Raw genomic sequence first — 18,307 nt, forward strand, 5'->3', positions numbered from 1 at the left:
CAGGCTGCCTGAAAGGTTTTTTATTGGGCATTTTCGTGCATGAAGAAAATGCGTCAGCAATCGTGTTTGCCGTAAGTTTCGCTGCGGAGCAAATCGCGTACGGCTTGTTCAAATTGCTGCAAGGTGCTTTGTGCGTGTTGGGCGTTGTCGCCTTTCACGTCCAGATACAGCTTGATTTTCGGCTCGGTGCCAGATGGTCGGATAATCAGGCGGCTGCCGTTGTTCAAATGGTAAACCAAGATGTTGTTGGGTTCTGCGCCATTCATGTAATCTTTTGATTGGACAACCGCATTTTCGCCAATTTGGGCGGGTGGATTTTGGCGGAATGCGTCTGTTAATTTGCCAATGTCTGCCAAATCATTGACGCGCAAGGAAATTTGGCTGCTGGCGTATGCGCCAAATTCTTGTGTAAAATCATTCAGATAATCTTGAATGCTTTTGCCTTGTGCTTTCAGGCTGCGTACCAAATCCACAAAAACCACGGCGGCGGAAATGCCGTCTTTGTCGCCCACTTTTTGTGGGTCCACCAAATAGCCCAAGGCTTCTTCAAAGCCGAACACCAAATTGGGGACTTTGGCGATGTATTTGAAACCCGTCAGCGTTTCTTCGTTGGCGAAACCGCATTTTTGCGCGATGTTTGCCAAAGCAGGCGAGGATACCAGCGAACACGCCAAAGTGCCTGATTTTTCAGGGCGATTTTTGGCAATGTGCCATGCCAGCATACAGCCCACCACGTTGCCATGCAGGGGTTTCCATTCGCCCTGTTCATTGGGAATGGCAACGGCTAAACGGTCGGCATCGGGGTCGTTGGCGATGATGAATTCGGCATTTTTTTCTTTTGCCAATGCGATTGCCAAATCCAACGCGCCTTTTTCTTCGGGATTGGGAAAGGCAACGGTGCTGAATTTGGGGTCGGGTTCGGCTTGCGCGACCACAATGTGGGGCAGGGGCAAATTGGCTGCCTGAAAGGTTTTGAGCAAGGTTTCTTTGCCCACGCCGTGCATGGCGGTGTACACATAATTCAAATCGCAGGCTGGCTGAACGGCAAGTTGTGCGGTTTTTTCAATGTATTGATTGATGACTTCTTCACCCAAAATGTCAAAATTGGGGCTACGCGCATAATCGTTGATGTTGATTTGTGCTGCCAAATCAATTTGTTGGGCGATTTGAATATCGGCTGGCGACACGATTTGTCCGCCACCATGTTGTTTGCCCAAATAAACTTTGTAGCCATTGTCATCGGGTGGATTGTGGCTGGCTGTAACCATCACGCCAGCCGTGGTGTTGAAATGGCGAATCGCATAAGCCAACACAGGCGTGGGCAACAAGCGTGGCAAAAGCAGCGTTTTGATGCCTGCACCTGCCATGATTTCAGCCGTGTCTTGTGCGAAGATTTGGGAATTTTTGCGCCCATCGTAGCCAATCACGATGGAGGGTTCGCGGTCGTTTGCCAGCAAATAATTTGCCAAACCTTTGGCGGCTTGGGCAACCAAAACGCGGTTCATGCCCATGCTGCCTGCCTGCAAACGTCCGCGCAAGCCAGCCGTGCCAAATTGCAAGCGGTCGGCAAAACGCGCCGCCAATTCTTTTTCCGCAGCCGCATCGCCCGATTGGGCTTGATTGAGCAGATTTTGCAATTCGGTGCGCGTTTCGGTGTCGGGGTCTTGGGCGAGCCAGTTTTGGGCTTTTTCGTATAATGGGGTCATGGTTTTTCCTTAATTTTGTGGGGAAAATGTTTTCAGGCTGCCTGAAATCAGTTGCTCACACGTTCTTGGCGGCGCAACAGCGTGATTAAATCGCTCAAACGCTGTTTCATTTCGCGGCGGTCTATGATTTGGTCAATCGCGCCTTTTTCCAGCAAAAATTCAGCGCGTTGGAAACCTTCGGGCAATTTTTCGCGTACGGTTTGTTCAATCACGCGCGGGCCCGCAAAGCCAATCAGCGCATTGGGTTCAGCCACCACCACATCGCCCAAAAACGCAAAGCTGGCTGAAACGCCACCCATGGTGGGGTCGGTTAAAACCGAAATAAATGGCAAGCCTTTTTCATTGAGCAAATGCAAAGCCGCGCTGGTTTTGGTCATTTGCATGAGCGAACTCAAACCTTCCTGCATGCGCGCCCCGCCCGAAGCGGCAACGCAAATGAAACTGCAATGGTCGGCAACCGCACGGCGCACGCCTTGCACAAAACGTTCGCCCACCACCGAACCCATTGAACCGCCAATAAATTTGAACTCAAACGCGGCAATGACCACAGGCAAACCGTTCATTTCGCCTTTCATGACCACAATGGCATCGTCTTCGCCTGTGGCTTTTTTGGCGGCGGAAAGGCGGTCGGGGTATTTTTTGCTGTCTTTGAATTTGAGTATGTCGGTGGGTTTGACGTTTGCGCCGATTTCTTCGCGGTTGTTTTCATCAAGCAGCAAATCCAAACGCTGACGTGCGCTCAAAGCCGTGTGGTGATTGCATTTGGGGCAAACATGGGCATTTTGCACCAAATCGGTTACATACAAAGTGGCGGAACACGCATCGCATTTGTGCCACAAGCCTTCGGGTACGGCAGATTGGGCGTTTGTTTCGCGTTTGATTTTTGGGGGGAGGATTTTGTCTAACCAACTCATTTTGGGGAAACTCCAAATAATTCAATTTTTAAATGATTTTTGGGGGAAGAGGGTTTCAGGCAGCCTGAAAAGTTCATTCTTCGCCATAAAAACGGTTCATGGGGGTAGGGGGTCTGCCCTCCCAACTGCGGGTGGAAATGCCCTCGGGTTCATCTTTAACCAAAACCGCCGTTAATTGGCGGTGGGTGGAAAACGACAAATAATAAAATGCCGCCATATTCACTTTATGAATGGTGTGCGAAAAATGCCCAGCCGCCAGTTGCAATTCCTGAATCAAGACATCTTGTAATTGCTCATAGCGCAAGCCATAAACGTGAAAATCGTTGCGGCTTAATTGGCTGGCTTGCATGTCTTGTTTTGCGCTCAAATGCAGCATTTGGGTAATCACGCGGCGGTTGGTGCCAGAAATCAGCAAATGATTGTTCAGTTTCAAGCGGCGTTTGTCGGCACTCAAATTGGGGTGCGTGGCAATCATTTCATAATCTTCTAACGATAAAGTGTACAAATAAAAAGTATTCATCGGGCATTCCTGTGTGCTTGCAAACCCCGTTGAGGGCAAGGGTCGCATTTAAATGATTACTCTATTGAGTGGGCAGAATTATAACGTATCTTATGTAAAAAACGCCAAAATAGCCAGTTAATTCTTTGCAGGCAGCCTGAAAAATCCCCACACCACATCACACAATGGCGTGTGAAACAGGTATAATTGGCGCGATTTTTGTAGGGGCATAGTCCCATTTTATCTTGTTAAATTAGGAGCTGGATATGAGCGCAATTGTGGATATTTTCGCGCGTGAAATTTTGGATTCACGCGGCAACCCCACCGTAGAATGCGATGTGTTGCTGGAAAGCGGTGTGATGGGTCGTGCGGCGGTGCCAAGTGGCGCGTCCACAGGACAAAAAGAAGCGTTGGAATTGCGCGATGGCGACAAATCGCGCTATTTGGGCAAAGGCGTGTTGAAAGCGGTGGAACACGTTAATAATGAAATCGCCCAAGCCTTAATCGGCATTGATGCCAGCGAACAGGCTTACATTGACCAAATCATGTTGGATTTGGACGGCACCGACAACAAAGGTCGCTTGGGTGCGAATGCCACTTTGGCGGTTTCATTGGCGGTGGCGCGCGCGGCAGCCGAAGATGCAGGTTTGCCTTTGTATCGCTATTTGGGCGGTGCAGGACCTATGGCTTTGCCCGTGCCAATGATGAACGTGATTAACGGCGGCGAACACGCCAACAACAGCTTGGACATTCAAGAGTTTATGATTTTGCCCATTGGCGCAACTTCATTCCGCGAAGCCTTGCGTTGCGGTGCAGAAATTTTCCACGCGCTGAAAAAATTGTGCGACAGCAAAGGTTTCCCCACCACCGTTGGTGATGAAGGCGGCTTTGCCCCCAATTTGAACAGCCACGAAGAGGCTTTGTCTTTGATTGTGGAGGCGATTGAGGCTGCTGGCTACAAAGCAGGCGAAGATGTGGCTTTGGGCTTGGATTGTGCGTCCAGCGAATTTTACGAAAATGGCAAATACCATTTGTCTGCCGAAGGCAAATCGTACACCAGCGAAGAATTTGCCGATTATTTGGAACAGTTGGTGGAAAAATTCCCCATCATCTCCATTGAAGATGGCATGGACGAAAACGACTGGGCTGGCTGGAAATATTTGACCAAAAAATTGGGCGACCGCGTTCAGTTGGTGGGCGATGATTTGTTTGTTACCAACCCCAAAATCTTGGCAGAAGGCATTGACAAAGGCGTTGCCAACGCTTTGTTGGTTAAGGTAAACCAAATCGGCACTTTGAGCGAAACCTTGAAAGCCGTGGATTTGGCAAAACGCCACCGCTACACCAGCGTGATGAGCCACCGTTCGGGCGAAACCGAAGACAGCACCATTGCCGATTTAGCCGTTGCCACAAATTGCATGCAAATCAAAACGGGTTCGTTGAGCCGCTCCGACCGCATGGCAAAATACAATCAACTGTTGCGCATTGAAGAGGAATTGGGCGAAGCAGCTTACTACCCTGGTATTGCGGCGTTTTATCAGTTGAAAAAATAAGGTCAATTTAATATCAGAATCTGCGTTTGCACACAGGTTCTCAAAAAAGCTGCCTGAAAGTGGGTTTTCAGGCAGCTTTTCGGGCAATTTGCACAAAAAAGGAAAGAAAGTGAAATTCATCTCATTGGCACTGGCGTTGGTGCTGATTGCTTTGCAGTATCAAATTTGGTTGGGCAATGGCGGCTTGAAATTCCAACACGAAGCCATGAAACAAAAAGCGCGGCACATGCAACAACACAACAAACAATTAAGTGCGCGTAATCAAGAATTAAAAGCAGAAGTTGATGATTTAAAAAATGGTTATGAAGCCATTTCCGAAATCGCACGCAGCCAATACAAATTCATTCAGGCTGGCGAAACGTATTACAAAATTCAATAAAATGGCTTTTCAGGCAGCCTGAAATGCTTTATCGTAAGGAATTTTCTTATGAAAATCAGTACCCAATTTGACGCAGGCTCAATCATCGTCAAAGATTTGAGCAACCCCAGCAACATTCGTTTGGCAATTCGCCCCGACAATGCCTCTGAATTTGCCCAATGGTTTTATTTTCGTTTGCAGGGCGCGGCATACACGCCTTGCATCATGCACTTCGAAAACGCGGCACAATCTGCCTATCCCGCAGGCTGGGAAGATTATCAAGCGGTGGCATCTTACGACCGCCAAAACTGGTTTCGTGTGCCATCTCGTTATGAAAATGGTGTGTTTACCATTGAGCATACGCCCTTGTCCAACAGCATTTATTATGCGTATTTTGAGCCTTATTCCGAAGAGCAGCATTTGAATTTGCTGGGCGAAGCGCAGGGCAGTGGCTTGTGTCAAATTGACGATTTGGGCAGCACCATTCAGGGGCGCGACATCAATTTATTGACCATTGGCAATCAAGCGCAAAGCGATTTGAAAATTTGGGTTATCGCTCGCCAACACCCAGGTGAAACCATGACCGAATGGTTTATGGAAGGCTTTTTATCGCGCCTGCTTGACCATCAAGACCCAACCGCACGGGCTTTGCTCAATCAAGCCACTTTTTATGTGGTGCCGAATATGAATCCCGATGGCGCGTTTTTGGGCAATTTGCGAACCAATGCGGCTGGCGCAAATTTGAACCGCGAATGGCAAAATCCCAGCTTGGAACGCAGCCCCGAAGTGCATTATGTGCGCGAAAAAATGCACGAAATTGGCGTGGACATGTTTTTGGATATTCATGGCGATGAGATTATTCCCTATGTGTTTGTGGCTGGCACGGAGGGTGTGCCGTCTTACAATCAACGCATTGCCGATTTGGAAACGCAATTTAAGACTGCTTTTCAACAGGCATCGCCCGATTTTCAAGATGAATTTGGTTATGAAAAAGACGCGCCCAATCAAGCCAATATGACCATGGCAACCGCCTATGTGGGTCATACATTCCAATGTTTGGCATACACTTTGGAAATGCCGTTTAAAGACAATGCGAATTTGCCCGATGATGATTTTGGTTGGAACGGTCAGCGTTCTTTGCGTTTGGGCGAGAGCATTTTGAGCGCGATTTTGGCGGTTTGCCCCAATTTGCGTTGAGCGGAAAAAACATGACACAAGTTTTTTGCCTTCGGCGACTTACTTTTTAAAAAAGTAAGCCAAATAAATGAATGCCCAAAGATTTGTGCATAAACAATATTTTCAGGCAGCCTAAAAGTAGCAATGCACTGTTTTTAAAAAATAAAAGAGATGTTTTGTGAGGTGTTTGGCTTACTTTTTCAAAAAGTAAGTCGCCTGCGCGGCGATAGAGCACATCACTTTTTCAAATGCCTAAAATTTTTGTAGGGGAATAAAAAGGCAGCCTGAAACCAAAATTCAGGCTGCCTGAAATGTTTTTATTTGAAAAATCAATCGTTTAAAATCAACACGCCTTCGGCTTCAACCAACGCACCGCGTGGCAAACTGGCTACGCCCACCGCAGCACGTGCTGGGAAAGGCTGGCTGAAATATTGCTCCATCACTTTGTTGAAAGTGGCGAAATTGCCCAAATCGGTCAAATACGCATTGATTTTCACGATGTCGTTCAGGCTGCCACCTGCCGCTTCGCACACCGCTTGCAAGTTTTTGAAAACTTGGTGGGTTTGTGCTTCAAAGTCGGTGTCGGAAACCAACTGCATGGTGGTGGGGTCAAGCGGAATTTGTCCGCTCAAATAAACCGTGTTGCCTGCGCGAACCGCTTGGCTGTATGCGCCAATGGCGGCAGGGGCTTTGTCGGTGTGAATGATGTTTTTTGCCATGGTTTCAAATCCTTATGTTGATTTGCGTTGAAAATACAAAAAGCCAATCGCGCCCAAAACAATCATGGGTGCGCTCAACCATTGTCCCATTGATAAGCCCAAGTTCAATAAACCCAACTGCTCATCGGGCTGGCGGGCAAATTCTGCCACAAAGCGGAATATGCCATAACCTGCTAAAAATACAGATGAAATTTGACCGATTGGACGCGGTTTGCGCGAAAACAACCACACAATCACAAACAAACACACGCCTTCTAATGCAAATTGATACAACTGCGATGGGTGGCGCGGCAACACGCCATATTGTGTAAGCCATTGTGCGTATTGGGCGTTGGCTTGTGCCAAAAGCATATCGGCATGAGCGGCTTGCGGAAAACCCATTGCCCAAAAGTTTTCAGGCTGGGTAATGCGTCCCCACAGTTCGCCATTGATGAAATTGCCAATGCGCCCCGATGCCAAACCCAAAGGCACAAGCGGTGCAACAAAATCCAAAACTTGCAAAAATTTCATATTGTGGCGTTTGGCATAGAGCCAAATGGCGAACACCACGCCCAAAAATCCACCGTGAAACGACATACCGCCTTCCCACACTTTCAAAATGGCAAGCGGATTGGCAAAATAGCTCGCGCTGTTGTAAAACAAAACATAGCCCAAGCGTCCGCCCAAAATCACGCCCAACACGCCATAGGTTAGCAGGTTGTCCAAACTTTCGTTGGTAAACAAGGTGTTGCCTGCCTTAATGCGTTTGCGCCCCAGCCACACAAACAGCACAAAGGCAACAATGTAGCTCAAAGCATACCAACGTATCGCCACAAAGCCGATTTGCAGCGCGACTGGGTCAAATTGTGGGTGAATAATCATGTGTAAACCGTATTTTATTGTGGGAAAGGGTTTTCAGGCTGCCTGAAAATACGCGACAAAAACAAAATAGGGGCATTTGAGTTCTGTTGCCGCGCGGGCGACTTACTTTTTGGAAGAGTAAGCCAAACACCTTACAATGTATCTATTTTATTTTTTTAAAACAGTATCTTGCTGCTTTTTGACTGCCTGAAAATGTTGTTGATGCACAAACCTTTGGGCATTCATTTATTTGGCTTACTTTTTTAAAAAGTAAGTCGCCGAAGGCAAAATTCGTTTTTTGTCGGGTAGTGCAGGCTGCCTGAAAGCTGCTTAAACGTATTGTTTGATGGTTTTCAGCATTTGCACCAAAATTTTGGGATTGGCAGCAACGATATTGCCTGTGTCCAACCAAGTTTGTTCGCCTTGCATATCGGTAACAATACCGCCTGCTTCTTGTACAATCAATGCGCCTGCGGCAATGTCCCAAGGTTTGAGATTAAACTCAAAAAAGCCGTCAAAGCGTCCTGCTGCCAAAGCGCACAAATCCAAAGAGGCTGCACCTTCTCGTCTTGCACCTGCGGTTTTGCTTAAAAAGTCTTTTAAAATGGCAAGATAAGTGTCCATCATCGTTTGGTTTACCACTGGAAAACCTGTGCCGATTAAGCATTGGTTCAATTCAATGCGATTGGAAACGCGAATGCGGCGGTCGTTGAGCAATGCGCCTTGACCGCGTGATGCGGTGTACAAATCGTTGCGTTCGGGAGCATAAACAAGGGCTTCTTTTAAAACGCCTTTTTCCATTAAGGCAATGCTGATGGCGTATTGGGGGTGTCCGTGCAGATAATTGCTGGTGCCGTCTAGTGGGTCAATAATCCATGTGAAATCGGCATTTTTTTTGCCAATTTGCCCTGTTTCTTCGGTCAAAATGGCGTGGTGTGGGTAGGCTTCTTGCAAAATGTCCACGATAATGGCTTCGGCTTGTCTGTCCACATCGGATACGAAATCGTTAAAGGCTTTGCTGTCCACCTTGATGGCGGGCAAATTTTGGGCGGCGCGCATCATCATGTCGCCAGCGCGGCGAGCGGCTTTGAATGCGGTGTTCAGCGCGGGATTGAGTGTACTCATGGCAAAACTTTCATCATATTGAAAATCAAAATGGCGGTTTTTAAAGAACAAAATGCGTTTCAGGCAGCCTGAAAAGCGAAATTCAAAAAAACGAATTATACCGATTTTCCAGCTTTACGGCTATGCGGCTTTGGGTTTAGCATTCGCCTTTTTACACGAGAATTGCCCAATATGCACACCGAAACATCACAAAATGGTTGGAAATATGCCGTGGCTTGTTATGTCATGTGGGGTTTGTTTCCGATTTATTGGTATCCTTTGAATCATTCCGCCATGCCCGCCGAGCAAATTTTGGCGCACCGCATTGTGTGGTCGGCGGTGTTTGCCTTGATTTTGCTGTGGGTTTTTCGTCAAACCCAGCCTGTGCTTGCCGCGTTCAGGCAGCCTAAATTGTTGGGTGCGTTCGCGCTGTCGGCTTTTTTAATTGGCTTGAATTGGCTGGTGTATTTGTGGGCAATCATCAATCATCGCGTGTTGGACGCGAGTTTGGGTTATTTCATCAACCCATTGGTTAATGTGTTTTTGGGCAGATTGGTGTTTAAAGAAAAACTCAATATCGCGCAAATGCTGGCGTTGTTGTTGGCTTTGGGCGGCATTTTGTGGCTGGCGATTCCCGTGGGGCAGATTCCATGGGTGGCATTGTTGCTGGCGAGCAGTTTTGCCGCTTATGGTTTGATACGCAAACTCATGCCCATGGACGCATTGGCAGGTTTGACTTTGGAAACATTATTGCTGTTGCCTTTTGCTTTGGCGTATTTGGCGTGGTGTGCATGGCAAGACACTTTGATTTTCAGCCAGCTTACCACCCTACAAACCAGCGTATTGCTGGGTGCAGGCGTGGCAACCACCTTGCCCCTATTGTGTTTTGCCGCCAGCGCAAAACGGATTTCCATGTCGCTTTTGGGCATGTTGCAATACATTTCGCCCACTTTACAATTTACTTGCGGTTTATTGTTGTTCAACGAATTGTTTGATGTACAAAGATTGGTTGGATTCGGTTTGGTGTGGGCTGGCGTGTTGTTGTTTTTATCGGGCATGTTTTGGCATAAAAATCAGGCAGCCTGAAAACATCACCAAAAAGCTGCCTGAAAAACTTGACCTTATCGCATAACAAGCGTATCATTGCGCCCTTTGCAACCTTGCTGCCTTTTTGCATGAAGGGGCGGCTGATTTAAAACCATAAGGATAGATAACATGCGTCATTACGAAATCGTGTTTATCGTTCACCCAGACCAAAGCGAGCAAGTACCCGCTATGGTTGAACGCTACAAAACCATGATTACCGAAGCAAGCGGCAAAATTCACCGCTTGGAAGACTGGGGGCGCCGCCAACTGGCTTACCCCATCAATAAAATTCACAAAGCACACTATGTGTTGATGAACATTGAAGCCACGCCTGCTACTGTTGAAGAGTTGGAAACCGCATTCCGTTTCAACGATGCCGTATTGCGTCATCTGACCATTCAAACCAAAGCTGCGATTACCGAAGCCTCTCCCATGATGCGCGAAGAAAAATCCAAAAGCCTGATTTCAGGCGAAGCAGCAAGCGAAGAAACTGCCGAAGCATAATTGGAAAACCAATTTACCTTGACCGCCACCTTACACAAAGTGGACGTGTTGCGCCACACCCCATCAGGCATACCCGTATTGGAAGTCGTGCTGCAACACAACAGTTGGCAAGAAGAGAACGGCATACCCTGCCAAATCAAATTTGAATTGCCAGCCAAAATCATCGGTCAAAATGCCCAAGCATGGCAACACAAGCAAGGCGAAATCGTTACCGTAAGCGGTTTTTTGGCACAACGCAGCCAACGCATTTTTCGCCCCGTGTTGCGGATTCAACACATTACAGAATATAAAGGTTAAACGACATGGCTCGTCAAACATTTAAACGCCGCAAATTCTGCCGTTTTACAGCAGAAAAAATCCAAGAAGTGGATTACAAACAAGTTGATTTGCTGAAAGATTTCATTACCGAAAACGGCAAAATCATTCCCGCTCGCATTACTGGCACCAAAGCACACTACCAACGTCAGTTGGCAGTTGCCGTGAAACGCGCACGTTTCTTGGCTCTGTTGCCTTACACCGACCAACACAAATAATTAGGAGTATCACATTATGCAAATTATCTTGTTGGAACGCGTTGCTGGTTTGGGCAACTTGGGCGATGTGGTAACTGTAAAAAACGGTTATGCACGCAATTTCTTGATTCCTACTGCAAAAGCAAAACGCGCAACCGAAGCAAACTTGAAAGAGTTTGAAGCACGCCGCGCTGAATTGGAAGCCAAACAAGCCGCTATTTTGGCAGACGCACAAGTGCGTAAAGCCAAATTGGACGGTCAAACCATTACCATCGCACAAAAAGCGGGTGTGGACGGTCGCTTGTTCGGTTCTGTTACCAATGCCGATATTGCTGACGCAATTAAAGCAACTGGCATTGAAGTGGTTAAATCAAACGTGCGTTTGCCAGAAGGTCCATTCAAAGCGATTGGCGAATACGAAGTGGAAGTGGCTTTGCACGCTGACGCGGTTGCCAGCATCAAATTGGTGGTGGTTTCTGCTGAATAATTTTCGCAGCGCATAAATCAATTCAGGCTGCCTGAAACGGTGTTTTCAGGCAGCCTGAATTTTTTATCCAAAATAAAAAGGCGAATATGCCATTCGCCTTTTGGGTTTATCTGACTGGATTAAGGATAAGCAATGTAAGCATAAGCAGAATGATTGTGTATGGACTCAAAATTTTCGCTTTCCACTTCAAAGGCGTGAATGCGTGAATCTTGACGCAATGCCACCGCAATATCGCGCACAATGTCTTCCACAAATTTTGGGTTTTCGTAGGCGGTTTCGGTAACGAATTTTTCGTCTGGGCGTTTGAGCAAGCCATACAGTTGTGATGAGCCTTGTTGTTCAATCAAATCAATGATTTCTTCTATGCTGATTTGGTCGTTGTGTGAATGCAAGGTCAGGGTAACGTGCGAACGTTGGTTGTGTGCGCCATATTGTGAAATTTCTTTGGAGCAAGGACACAAACTGGTAATCGGCACCAGTATTTTCAGGCAGCCTGAAAACGCCCCGTTTTTGATTTCACTGGTCAGGGTAACATCGTAATCCAAAAACGATTGTATGCCTGAAACGGGCGCGGCTTTTTTGCGAAAAAAGGGAAACGCCATGCTGATTTTGCCTGAATGGGTGTGCAGTTTGTCCAACATTTGTTCGGTCAGTTGGCGCAATTTTTGAAAATCAAAGGCTTGTTGATTTTCTTCCAGCAATGCCACAAAGCGCGACATGTGTGTGCCTTTTTGCTCGGCAGGCAAATAAACGGTCATGGCAAAATGGGCAATGGTGTGCTGTTCGCTTTGCGCGGTTTTGAAACGAATGGGAAAGCGCAAGGCTTTAATGCCCACTTGATTGATGGGCATATTGCGTACATCGGTGGTGCTTTGTACGTCTGGCATTGGGGTCATGCAAAATTCCTTATGAAAAAATCAGGCAGCGTCTTCGTTGTCGTTGATGCTGACATTGTGGTTGATGAGTGTGGGGTGGTATTTTTCTGCCAAAATGCGTTTTTTGCTGGCTGAAAGTTCATTTAAATAATCTTCGTCCACATCGCCTGTGATGTAGCAGCCACTAAAACACGATGAGTCAAAACCTTGAATTTTGGGATTCAATTCACGAATCACGTTTTCCAAATCGCTCAAATCTTGAAAAATGCACAAATCGGCATTGATTTCTTGGGCAATTTGGCTGGGGCTTCTGCCGTTGGCGATGAGTTCTTCGCGCGTGGGCATGTCAATGCCATAGACATTGGGGTAGCGCACTTCGGGTGCGGCGGAGGCGAAAAAGACTTTTTTGGCACCTGCTGCGCGAACCATGTCCACAATTTCGCGGCTGGTGGTGCCGCGCACAATGGAATCATCTACCAGCAACACGTTTTTGCCTGCAAATTCGCTGGGAATGGGGCTGAGTTTTTGGCGTACCGATTTTTTGCGTGTGGCTTGTCCAGGCATGATGAAGGTGCGACCGATGTAGCGGTTTTTGATTAAGCCTTCGCGGTAGGGTTTGTTGAGGTGTTTTGCCAATTCCATTGCGCTGGGGCGGCTGCTGTCGGGAATGGTCATGACCACGTCAATATCATCTAAATTGATGTGTTGTTTGACTTTTTCAGCCAGTGTGATGCCCATATTGGCACGCGCTTGGTAAATGGAAATGCCATCAACCACCGAATCGGGGCGCGCAAAATACACAAATTCAAACAAGCAAGGCGACAATTTGGCATTTTCAGCACAATGCTGGCTGAAAAATTGTCCGTCCAAAGTGATGAACACGGCTTCGCCCGCGTCCAAATCGCGCACAATTTCAAATCCATCAACGCAGGTAAAGGCGATGTTTTCCGAAGCCACCGCGTAATCCACCGTGCCATCGGCATTTTCGCGTTTGCCCAAAACCAAAGGGCGTATGCCGTTGGGGTCGCGGAACGCCAGCATACCGTATCCCGCAATCATGGCAACCACACCATAAGCACCGCGTACCCGTTTGTGCAATTCGGTAACGGCTTGAAAAATGCTCGCCACACTTAATTGGTGGGGCGTGGGGCTTTGGGTAACTTGCTGACGCAATTCGTGGGCGAACACATTGAGCAGCACTTCGGAATCAGATTGGGTATTGACATGGCGCAAATATGTTTTGTAAACCGAGTCGTAGAGTTCTTCGGTGTTTGTCAAATTGCCATTGTGCGCCAACACAATGCCAAAAGGCGAACTGACGTAAAACGGTTGCGATTCTGCCGAGCTGCCTGCGTTGCCTGCGGTGGGGTAGCGCACATGGGCAATGCCAGCGTTGCCGACCAATTCACGCATATTGCGGGTGCGGAACACTTCGCGCACCATGCCTTTGCCTTTGTGCATATGAAAACGATTGCCTGTTAAGGTAACAATGCCAGCCGCGTCTTGTCCGCGATGTTGCAGCATTTGCAAGCCGTCATACAAAATTTGATTAACCGCTTCGTTTGCCACGAAACCCAATACACCACACATGATTTTACTCCGTTGATTGAGACGATTTTTTGGATTGAGCGTTGGGGGTCAGTATTTCTTTTTTGGGGGCGGCAGGTGGCGCACCTGCATTGGCAGTGTGTTCGGGAAAATGAATTTGACTGCCTAAAAATGTGGGCATATACGATGCCATGATTTCCACATTGCGTTCAAAAAAACGCGATGAAAAGGCGGTTTGCCATTCTCTGCTTTTGGGCAAATCGCTGAATGACAACACAAACACCCCCAAAGTAACAAATAAAATGCCTTTGAGCATACCCAACACCGCACCCAATAAGCGATTCAACCGCGATAATTTGCTGGTATGAATAAAATGATTGAGTGCGTAATTCAAAAGATGCAAAAAAATTCGGGTTAAAATGAAAACCAACACAAAGGCGCACAAAATTGCCATGCTTTCAGGCTGCATATTGGGAAAGGCGGCACTTGCCACATTGCTGGCAAACACACGCGCCAAAATCAAGGCAAAAATCCAGCCAAAAAAATCAAACAATTCGGCAACCATGCCGCGTGATGTGGAGAGCAATATGCAACCCAAAATCACGCCAGATACGGAAACGTCAAAGGTATTAAATTCCATGATTATTTTCCAACAACCATGCCATTTACCCCTTTGTTTTGCAATTTATTTAATGCGCTGCGGGCTTCGCTTTCGTTGCTGAAATTGCCTGTGCGTACGCGATACATTTTGCCTTTGCTGGTTTGAACTTCTTCTAAACGGGCGGCGTAATTCAAATCTTTTAATTGCTGCTGCATGCGGCGTGCGGCTTCTTTGTCGGCAAATGCGCCTGCCTGAATGCTGGATTTGCCACCACTGCTTGATTTGTTGTTGTTATTGTTGGCTTTATTGCTGTTGGCGGTGGCAACTTGTGCTTGACGTTGGGCGCGTTGTTTTTCTTCGGCAGCGCGTTCGGCAGTCAGTTGGGCGCGTTCGGCATTGCGGTTGCGGTCGGCGGCGGCTTGGGCTGCACGGGCTTTATTGGCAACGGCACGTTCGGCTTCCAAGCGTTTGGCTTCGGCTTCGGCGGCTTTGCTTTGGGCTTTTTGGCGGCGTTCTTCGGCAGCTCGGGCTTCTTCACGCGCTTTGGCTCGCTCTTCGCTGCTTTGTGCGCTGGGCTTGCTGACGCTTGGTGTGGGCTTGCTGACCGTTGGGGCGGCTGCCATTGTGGTGGGTTTGGCTTTGTTTTGTTGGGGCAATGGTGGGGCTACGCTGTTGTTTTTCAAAACCAAAGGCGCGGCTTTTTCATTGTCCATGCTCAAATCAATTTTGTTTTCGCTGCCTGCTGGACGCAAAATTTCGGTTTGCACTTGCTCAACGGGTTTGACGGGGTTTAATTGCGGTGTGTTTTGCACATTGTCTTTGGAGGCGGCGGCAAACAGGCTGCCTGCAACCAAAACCAAAGCACCTGCACCCACCAAACGGCGGCGATTTTTGCGTTTTAATTGCTCGTATTCGTTGAGTGAAACCGCCACATTTTCTGTTGTGCTGCTGCCTGAATCGGCAGGGGCTGCTGATGGGGTGTCGGGTGCTGTGTCTGTGGTGGCGGCATTTTCGGTATTCAGGCTGGCTGCAACGCTGGCATTTGCCTGTTGTGCATCATAATGCGCGTCCAAAGAATAAACCGTGTCTTCATTGGCTGGCGTGTTGTGATTTTCTGCCACTTCAACTTCGTTTTCAAGGTGATTGATGGGCGTGGCAGGGCTTGCCGTTTCGGGCGCGGTTTCGGTTTCGGGCAATGTGTTTGCGGCAACAACGTTATCCATTGCAGGTGCGGTGTTTTCAGGCTGCGTGGGGGCTGGGGTGGCTGCCTGTTTTTTTGCGGTGGCAAAGGGGGCAGGGGCGTTGCTTTGGGTGATTTTTTGTTTTCTGTGGGACTTGTGTTTTCTGGACATAATGGGCTACCTGATGAAATATTTATTTGCAAACCGCCATGGCTTCCGCAACCGTGTGGAATGAACCAAATACGACAATTCTATCATTTTCTGTTGCTGCTGATAAAGCAGCTTGGCACGCTTGGGCAATGCTGTCAAAACTTTTGACGTGTTGAATGTGATGTTGGCTTAATTGCTGTTGCAGTTGGTCGTTAGTCATGCCGCGCGGCAAGTGCAAAGGGGCGATGTACCACTCATCAAATTGGTCTTTCAGGCAGCTTAACACACCGCCGATGTCCTTGTCTGCCAATATGCTGAACACGGCAATGCGGTGCTGGGCAAAGGGCAGGGCAATCAAACTTTGACGCAAAGCATGGGCAGCATGGGGATTGTGTCCCACGTCCAAAACCGTAATGGGGCGACCTGCCAGCACCTGAAAACGCCCCTTGTTTTCCACCAAGAGCAAACCGCGTTTAATTGCCCCCAAATCCACAGGCAAACGCGCATTCAGGCATTCCAAAGCCGCCAAAGCGCAAGCCGCATTGTTGATTTGATAGCTGCCACGCAAAGCGGGCAAAGGCAGGGCATTGCGATTGCGTTGAGCCAATTTCAGGCTGCCTGAACGCGGTGTGAATTGAAACGACCATTGCTGTTCAAAACGGCTGAAATCAAAATCCTGTTTGATGACAAGCAATTCCGCCCCAATTTGTGCCGCGTGATTTTGCAAAGATTGCGGTGGCGGATTTTGCCCACAAATCGCAGGGCGTTGGGCGCGGAAAATCCCCGCTTTTTCAAAACCCACTTGCTCAATCGTATCGCCCAAAAAGGCTTGATGGTCAAGGTCTATGCTGGTAACGATGGCGCAATCGGCATCAAAAATATTGACCGCGTCCAAACGACCGCCCAAACCCACTTCCAAAATCATCACGTCCACATTTTCGCGGATAAAAATGTCCACCGCCGCCAAAGTGTTAAATTCAAAATAAGTGAGTGAAATCGCACCACGCGCCGCTTCAATGCGTTCAAATGCCGCCACAATTTGTTCATCAGACACCGCTTCGGTGTTCAGCGCAATGCGTTCATTAAAACGCAGCAAATGTGGGCTGGTTAAAGTGCCAACGCGGTAGCCTGCCTGCTTGTAAATTTGCGACAAATACGCGCACACCGAGCCTTTGCCATTGGTGCCGCCCACCACAATAATGGGGCAATGCGGCTGCAAATTCATATTGTGTTTGACTTGCGATACGCGCGTTAAACCCATATCAATCAAGCCATTGCTGTGGGCGGTTTCCAAATGAGACAGCCAATCTTGAAGTGTGCGTGGCATGGTGCATTCCTACAAAAAACGGTTTCAGGCTGCCTGAAAAAAAGCGTTCAGGCAGCCTTTATCAAAACAAGCAGATTATTGATTTTCAGGCTTAATGGGTTGAGCAGGTTCAGCAATCAGCAATTCATTGCCTTCACGCAAACGCTTGATGTTGTCCTTGTGGCGATACAGCACCAAAGCCGAAATCAACATCAAAGACCAACCCCATTGTGGGTGATGTGGTTGCACAATGAAAAAGATGAAAGGCGCACACGCAGCCGCCACCAAAGCTGCCAGCGATGATTTTTTGAATTTGAACGCCACCACCAACCAAATCGCCAAAGTCCAAACGGTTGTCCAAAAAGACAAGCCCAAAATCACGCCCAAAGCCGTTGCCACGCCCTTGCCGCCTTTAAAATCAAAGAATAAAGGGTACATATGCCCCAGCACCACCGCAATGGCGGCAAAAGCCACGGTGGTATCATTATCGCTGACCAAACGCGCCAACAGCACCGCCAGCAAGCCTTTGAGCGCATCGCCCAACAAAGTTAAGGCAGCCGCGTCTTTGCGACCACTGCGCAAAACATTGCTGGCACCAGGGTTGCCCGAACCATAGGTGCGTGGGTCGCTCATGCCCAAATAGCGCGACACGATGATTGCCGCCGACAATGAACCTAATAAATAGGCAACAATGGTCATCAACAAAGTGGTGAACATAAATTTCTCCCAAAAAATGGTTTACAATAAGATTTCTGCTATTTTAACGGAACTTAACCAAATGGACAAAATTTTCCTGCGTGGCATGAAGGCAAAAACCCTGATTGGCGTGTACGAATGGGAGCGTCAGCACCCCCAAACCCTTGTTTTGGATTTGGAAATTGGTGTGAATCAATTTGCCCTTGCCAGCGACAACATCAACGAAACCGTGCATTATGGCGTGGTGTGCGAAGTGGTGCGCGCGCATTTGCAAACGCGCAGTTTCATGCTTTTGGAAACTTTGGCACAGGACATTGCCGATTTGCTGTTTGCGCGATTTGATGGCATTGTGCAACTGGATATTCGCGTGGTCAAACAGGGCATTTTGCCGCATGTGGACGAAGTGGGTGTGGCGATTCAGCGTTTCAAAACCCCCTGATTTGGCAACAAAAGGCTGCCTGAAAAAAGCGTATCCCAAATTGTGTTGAGATA

The 18,307-nt window shown here is 48.0% G+C and carries 21 protein-coding genes; 9 read left to right on the plus strand and 12 right to left on the minus strand.

Translation table 11 applies throughout. The annotated features are described in order from the left end of the window. Positions 1-53: 53 nt before the first annotated feature. From H3L97_RS07515 to H3L97_RS07525, 3 genes are all read right to left on the minus strand, one after another. Positions 54-1,706 carry a phospho-sugar mutase gene (locus H3L97_RS07515; protein ID WP_097114334.1) on the minus strand — a complete coding sequence of 551 codons (1,653 nt, stop codon included), beginning with the start codon at positions 1,704-1,706 and terminating at the stop codon, positions 54-56. Between the two features lie 47 nt (positions 1,707-1,753). Then, positions 1,754-2,620, minus strand: coding sequence for an acetyl-CoA carboxylase, carboxyltransferase subunit beta (gene accD, locus H3L97_RS07520; protein ID WP_097114333.1), 867 nt, complete (start codon positions 2,618-2,620; stop codon positions 1,754-1,756). 73 nt (positions 2,621-2,693) lie between these two features. Further along, positions 2,694-3,140, minus strand: coding sequence for a hypothetical protein (locus H3L97_RS07525; protein WP_097114332.1), 447 nt, complete (start codon positions 3,138-3,140; stop codon positions 2,694-2,696). A gap of 245 nt (positions 3,141-3,385) precedes the next feature. Between H3L97_RS07525 and eno the strand changes: the two genes are divergently transcribed. The 3 genes from eno to H3L97_RS07540 all read left to right on the plus strand — a co-directional run bounded on the left by eno (position 3,386) and on the right by H3L97_RS07540 (position 6,227). After that, the gene (eno, locus tag H3L97_RS07530) at positions 3,386-4,672 is read left to right on the plus strand and encodes a phosphopyruvate hydratase (protein WP_097114331.1); all 1,287 of its coding nucleotides are present in this window, start codon (positions 3,386-3,388) and stop codon (positions 4,670-4,672) included. Positions 4,673-4,781: 109 nt separating this feature from the next. After that, positions 4,782-5,051, plus strand: a complete 270-nt coding sequence (locus H3L97_RS07535) for a septum formation initiator family protein (RefSeq protein ID WP_097114330.1) — start codon at positions 4,782-4,784, stop codon at positions 5,049-5,051. 48 nt (positions 5,052-5,099) lie between these two features. Continuing rightward, positions 5,100-6,227 carry a M14 family metallopeptidase gene (locus tag H3L97_RS07540; protein ID WP_097114329.1) on the plus strand — a complete coding sequence of 376 codons (1,128 nt, stop codon included), beginning with the start codon at positions 5,100-5,102 and terminating at the stop codon, positions 6,225-6,227. A 308-nt stretch (positions 6,228-6,535) separates the two neighbouring features. Here H3L97_RS07540 and H3L97_RS07545 read toward each other — a convergent pair whose 3' ends face one another. The 3 genes from H3L97_RS07545 to H3L97_RS07555 form a co-directional block, all read right to left on the minus strand. Next, complete coding sequence (locus H3L97_RS07545; RefSeq protein WP_097114328.1) at positions 6,536-6,925, minus strand: RidA family protein; 390 nt, start codon at positions 6,923-6,925, stop codon at positions 6,536-6,538. Positions 6,926-6,937: 12 nt separating this feature from the next. Continuing rightward, positions 6,938-7,786, minus strand: coding sequence for a prolipoprotein diacylglyceryl transferase (gene lgt, locus H3L97_RS07550; RefSeq protein ID WP_097114327.1), 849 nt, complete (start codon positions 7,784-7,786; stop codon positions 6,938-6,940). A 309-nt stretch (positions 7,787-8,095) separates the two neighbouring features. Beyond that, the gene (locus H3L97_RS07555; protein ID WP_097114380.1) at positions 8,096-8,890 is read right to left on the minus strand and encodes an inositol monophosphatase family protein; all 795 of its coding nucleotides are present in this window, start codon (positions 8,888-8,890) and stop codon (positions 8,096-8,098) included. A gap of 171 nt (positions 8,891-9,061) precedes the next feature. On the opposite strand from H3L97_RS07555, the gene rarD reads away from it, so the two are divergent. The 5 genes from rarD to rplI all read left to right on the plus strand — a co-directional run bounded on the left by rarD (position 9,062) and on the right by rplI (position 11,458). Beyond that, positions 9,062-9,955 carry an EamA family transporter RarD gene (rarD, locus tag H3L97_RS07560; protein WP_097114326.1) on the plus strand — a complete coding sequence of 298 codons (894 nt, stop codon included), beginning with the start codon at positions 9,062-9,064 and terminating at the stop codon, positions 9,953-9,955. Positions 9,956-10,084: 129 nt separating this feature from the next. Then, entirely contained in the window at positions 10,085-10,459 is a 375-nt protein-coding gene (gene rpsF / locus H3L97_RS07565) for a 30S ribosomal protein S6 (protein WP_097114325.1), read from the plus strand. Further along, positions 10,460-10,756, plus strand: coding sequence for a primosomal replication protein N (priB, locus tag H3L97_RS07570; RefSeq protein WP_097114324.1), 297 nt, complete (start codon positions 10,460-10,462; stop codon positions 10,754-10,756). A gap of 5 nt (positions 10,757-10,761) precedes the next feature. Beyond that, the gene (gene rpsR / locus H3L97_RS07575; RefSeq protein WP_002641495.1) at positions 10,762-10,992 is read left to right on the plus strand and encodes a 30S ribosomal protein S18; all 231 of its coding nucleotides are present in this window, start codon (positions 10,762-10,764) and stop codon (positions 10,990-10,992) included. 16 nt (positions 10,993-11,008) lie between these two features. Next, positions 11,009-11,458 (plus strand): 50S ribosomal protein L9, encoded by a 450-nt coding sequence (gene rplI, locus H3L97_RS07580; RefSeq protein ID WP_097114323.1) that lies wholly within the window; start codon positions 11,009-11,011, stop codon positions 11,456-11,458. A 119-nt stretch (positions 11,459-11,577) separates the two neighbouring features. Here rplI and folE2 read toward each other — a convergent pair whose 3' ends face one another. From folE2 to plsY, 6 genes are all read right to left on the minus strand, one after another. Next, the gene (folE2, locus tag H3L97_RS07585) at positions 11,578-12,354 is read right to left on the minus strand and encodes a GTP cyclohydrolase FolE2 (protein ID WP_097114322.1); all 777 of its coding nucleotides are present in this window, start codon (positions 12,352-12,354) and stop codon (positions 11,578-11,580) included. A gap of 21 nt (positions 12,355-12,375) precedes the next feature. Next, a complete protein-coding gene (gene purF / locus H3L97_RS07590; RefSeq protein ID WP_097114321.1) occupies positions 12,376-13,923 on the minus strand; it encodes an amidophosphoribosyltransferase in 1,548 nt (515 codons plus the stop codon). Between the two features lie 4 nt (positions 13,924-13,927). Next, positions 13,928-14,521 (minus strand): CvpA family protein, encoded by a 594-nt coding sequence (locus tag H3L97_RS07595; RefSeq protein WP_097114320.1) that lies wholly within the window; start codon positions 14,519-14,521, stop codon positions 13,928-13,930. Positions 14,522-14,523: 2 nt separating this feature from the next. Next, positions 14,524-15,834 carry an SPOR domain-containing protein gene (locus H3L97_RS07600; protein WP_097114319.1) on the minus strand — a complete coding sequence of 437 codons (1,311 nt, stop codon included), beginning with the start codon at positions 15,832-15,834 and terminating at the stop codon, positions 14,524-14,526. Positions 15,835-15,856: 22 nt separating this feature from the next. Continuing rightward, positions 15,857-17,140, minus strand: coding sequence for a bifunctional tetrahydrofolate synthase/dihydrofolate synthase (gene folC / locus H3L97_RS07605; RefSeq protein WP_097114318.1), 1,284 nt, complete (start codon positions 17,138-17,140; stop codon positions 15,857-15,859). A gap of 75 nt (positions 17,141-17,215) precedes the next feature. After that, a complete protein-coding gene (plsY, locus tag H3L97_RS07610) occupies positions 17,216-17,836 on the minus strand; it encodes a glycerol-3-phosphate 1-O-acyltransferase PlsY (protein WP_097114317.1) in 621 nt (206 codons plus the stop codon). A 61-nt stretch (positions 17,837-17,897) separates the two neighbouring features. On the opposite strand from plsY, the gene folB reads away from it, so the two are divergent. Next, the gene (gene folB, locus H3L97_RS07615) at positions 17,898-18,254 is read left to right on the plus strand and encodes a dihydroneopterin aldolase (RefSeq protein WP_097114316.1); all 357 of its coding nucleotides are present in this window, start codon (positions 17,898-17,900) and stop codon (positions 18,252-18,254) included. Positions 18,255-18,307: the final 53 nt, after the last annotated feature.

Source organism: Alysiella filiformis, assembly GCF_014054525.1.
Lineage (GTDB): Bacteria > Pseudomonadota > Gammaproteobacteria > Burkholderiales > Neisseriaceae > Simonsiella > Simonsiella filiformis.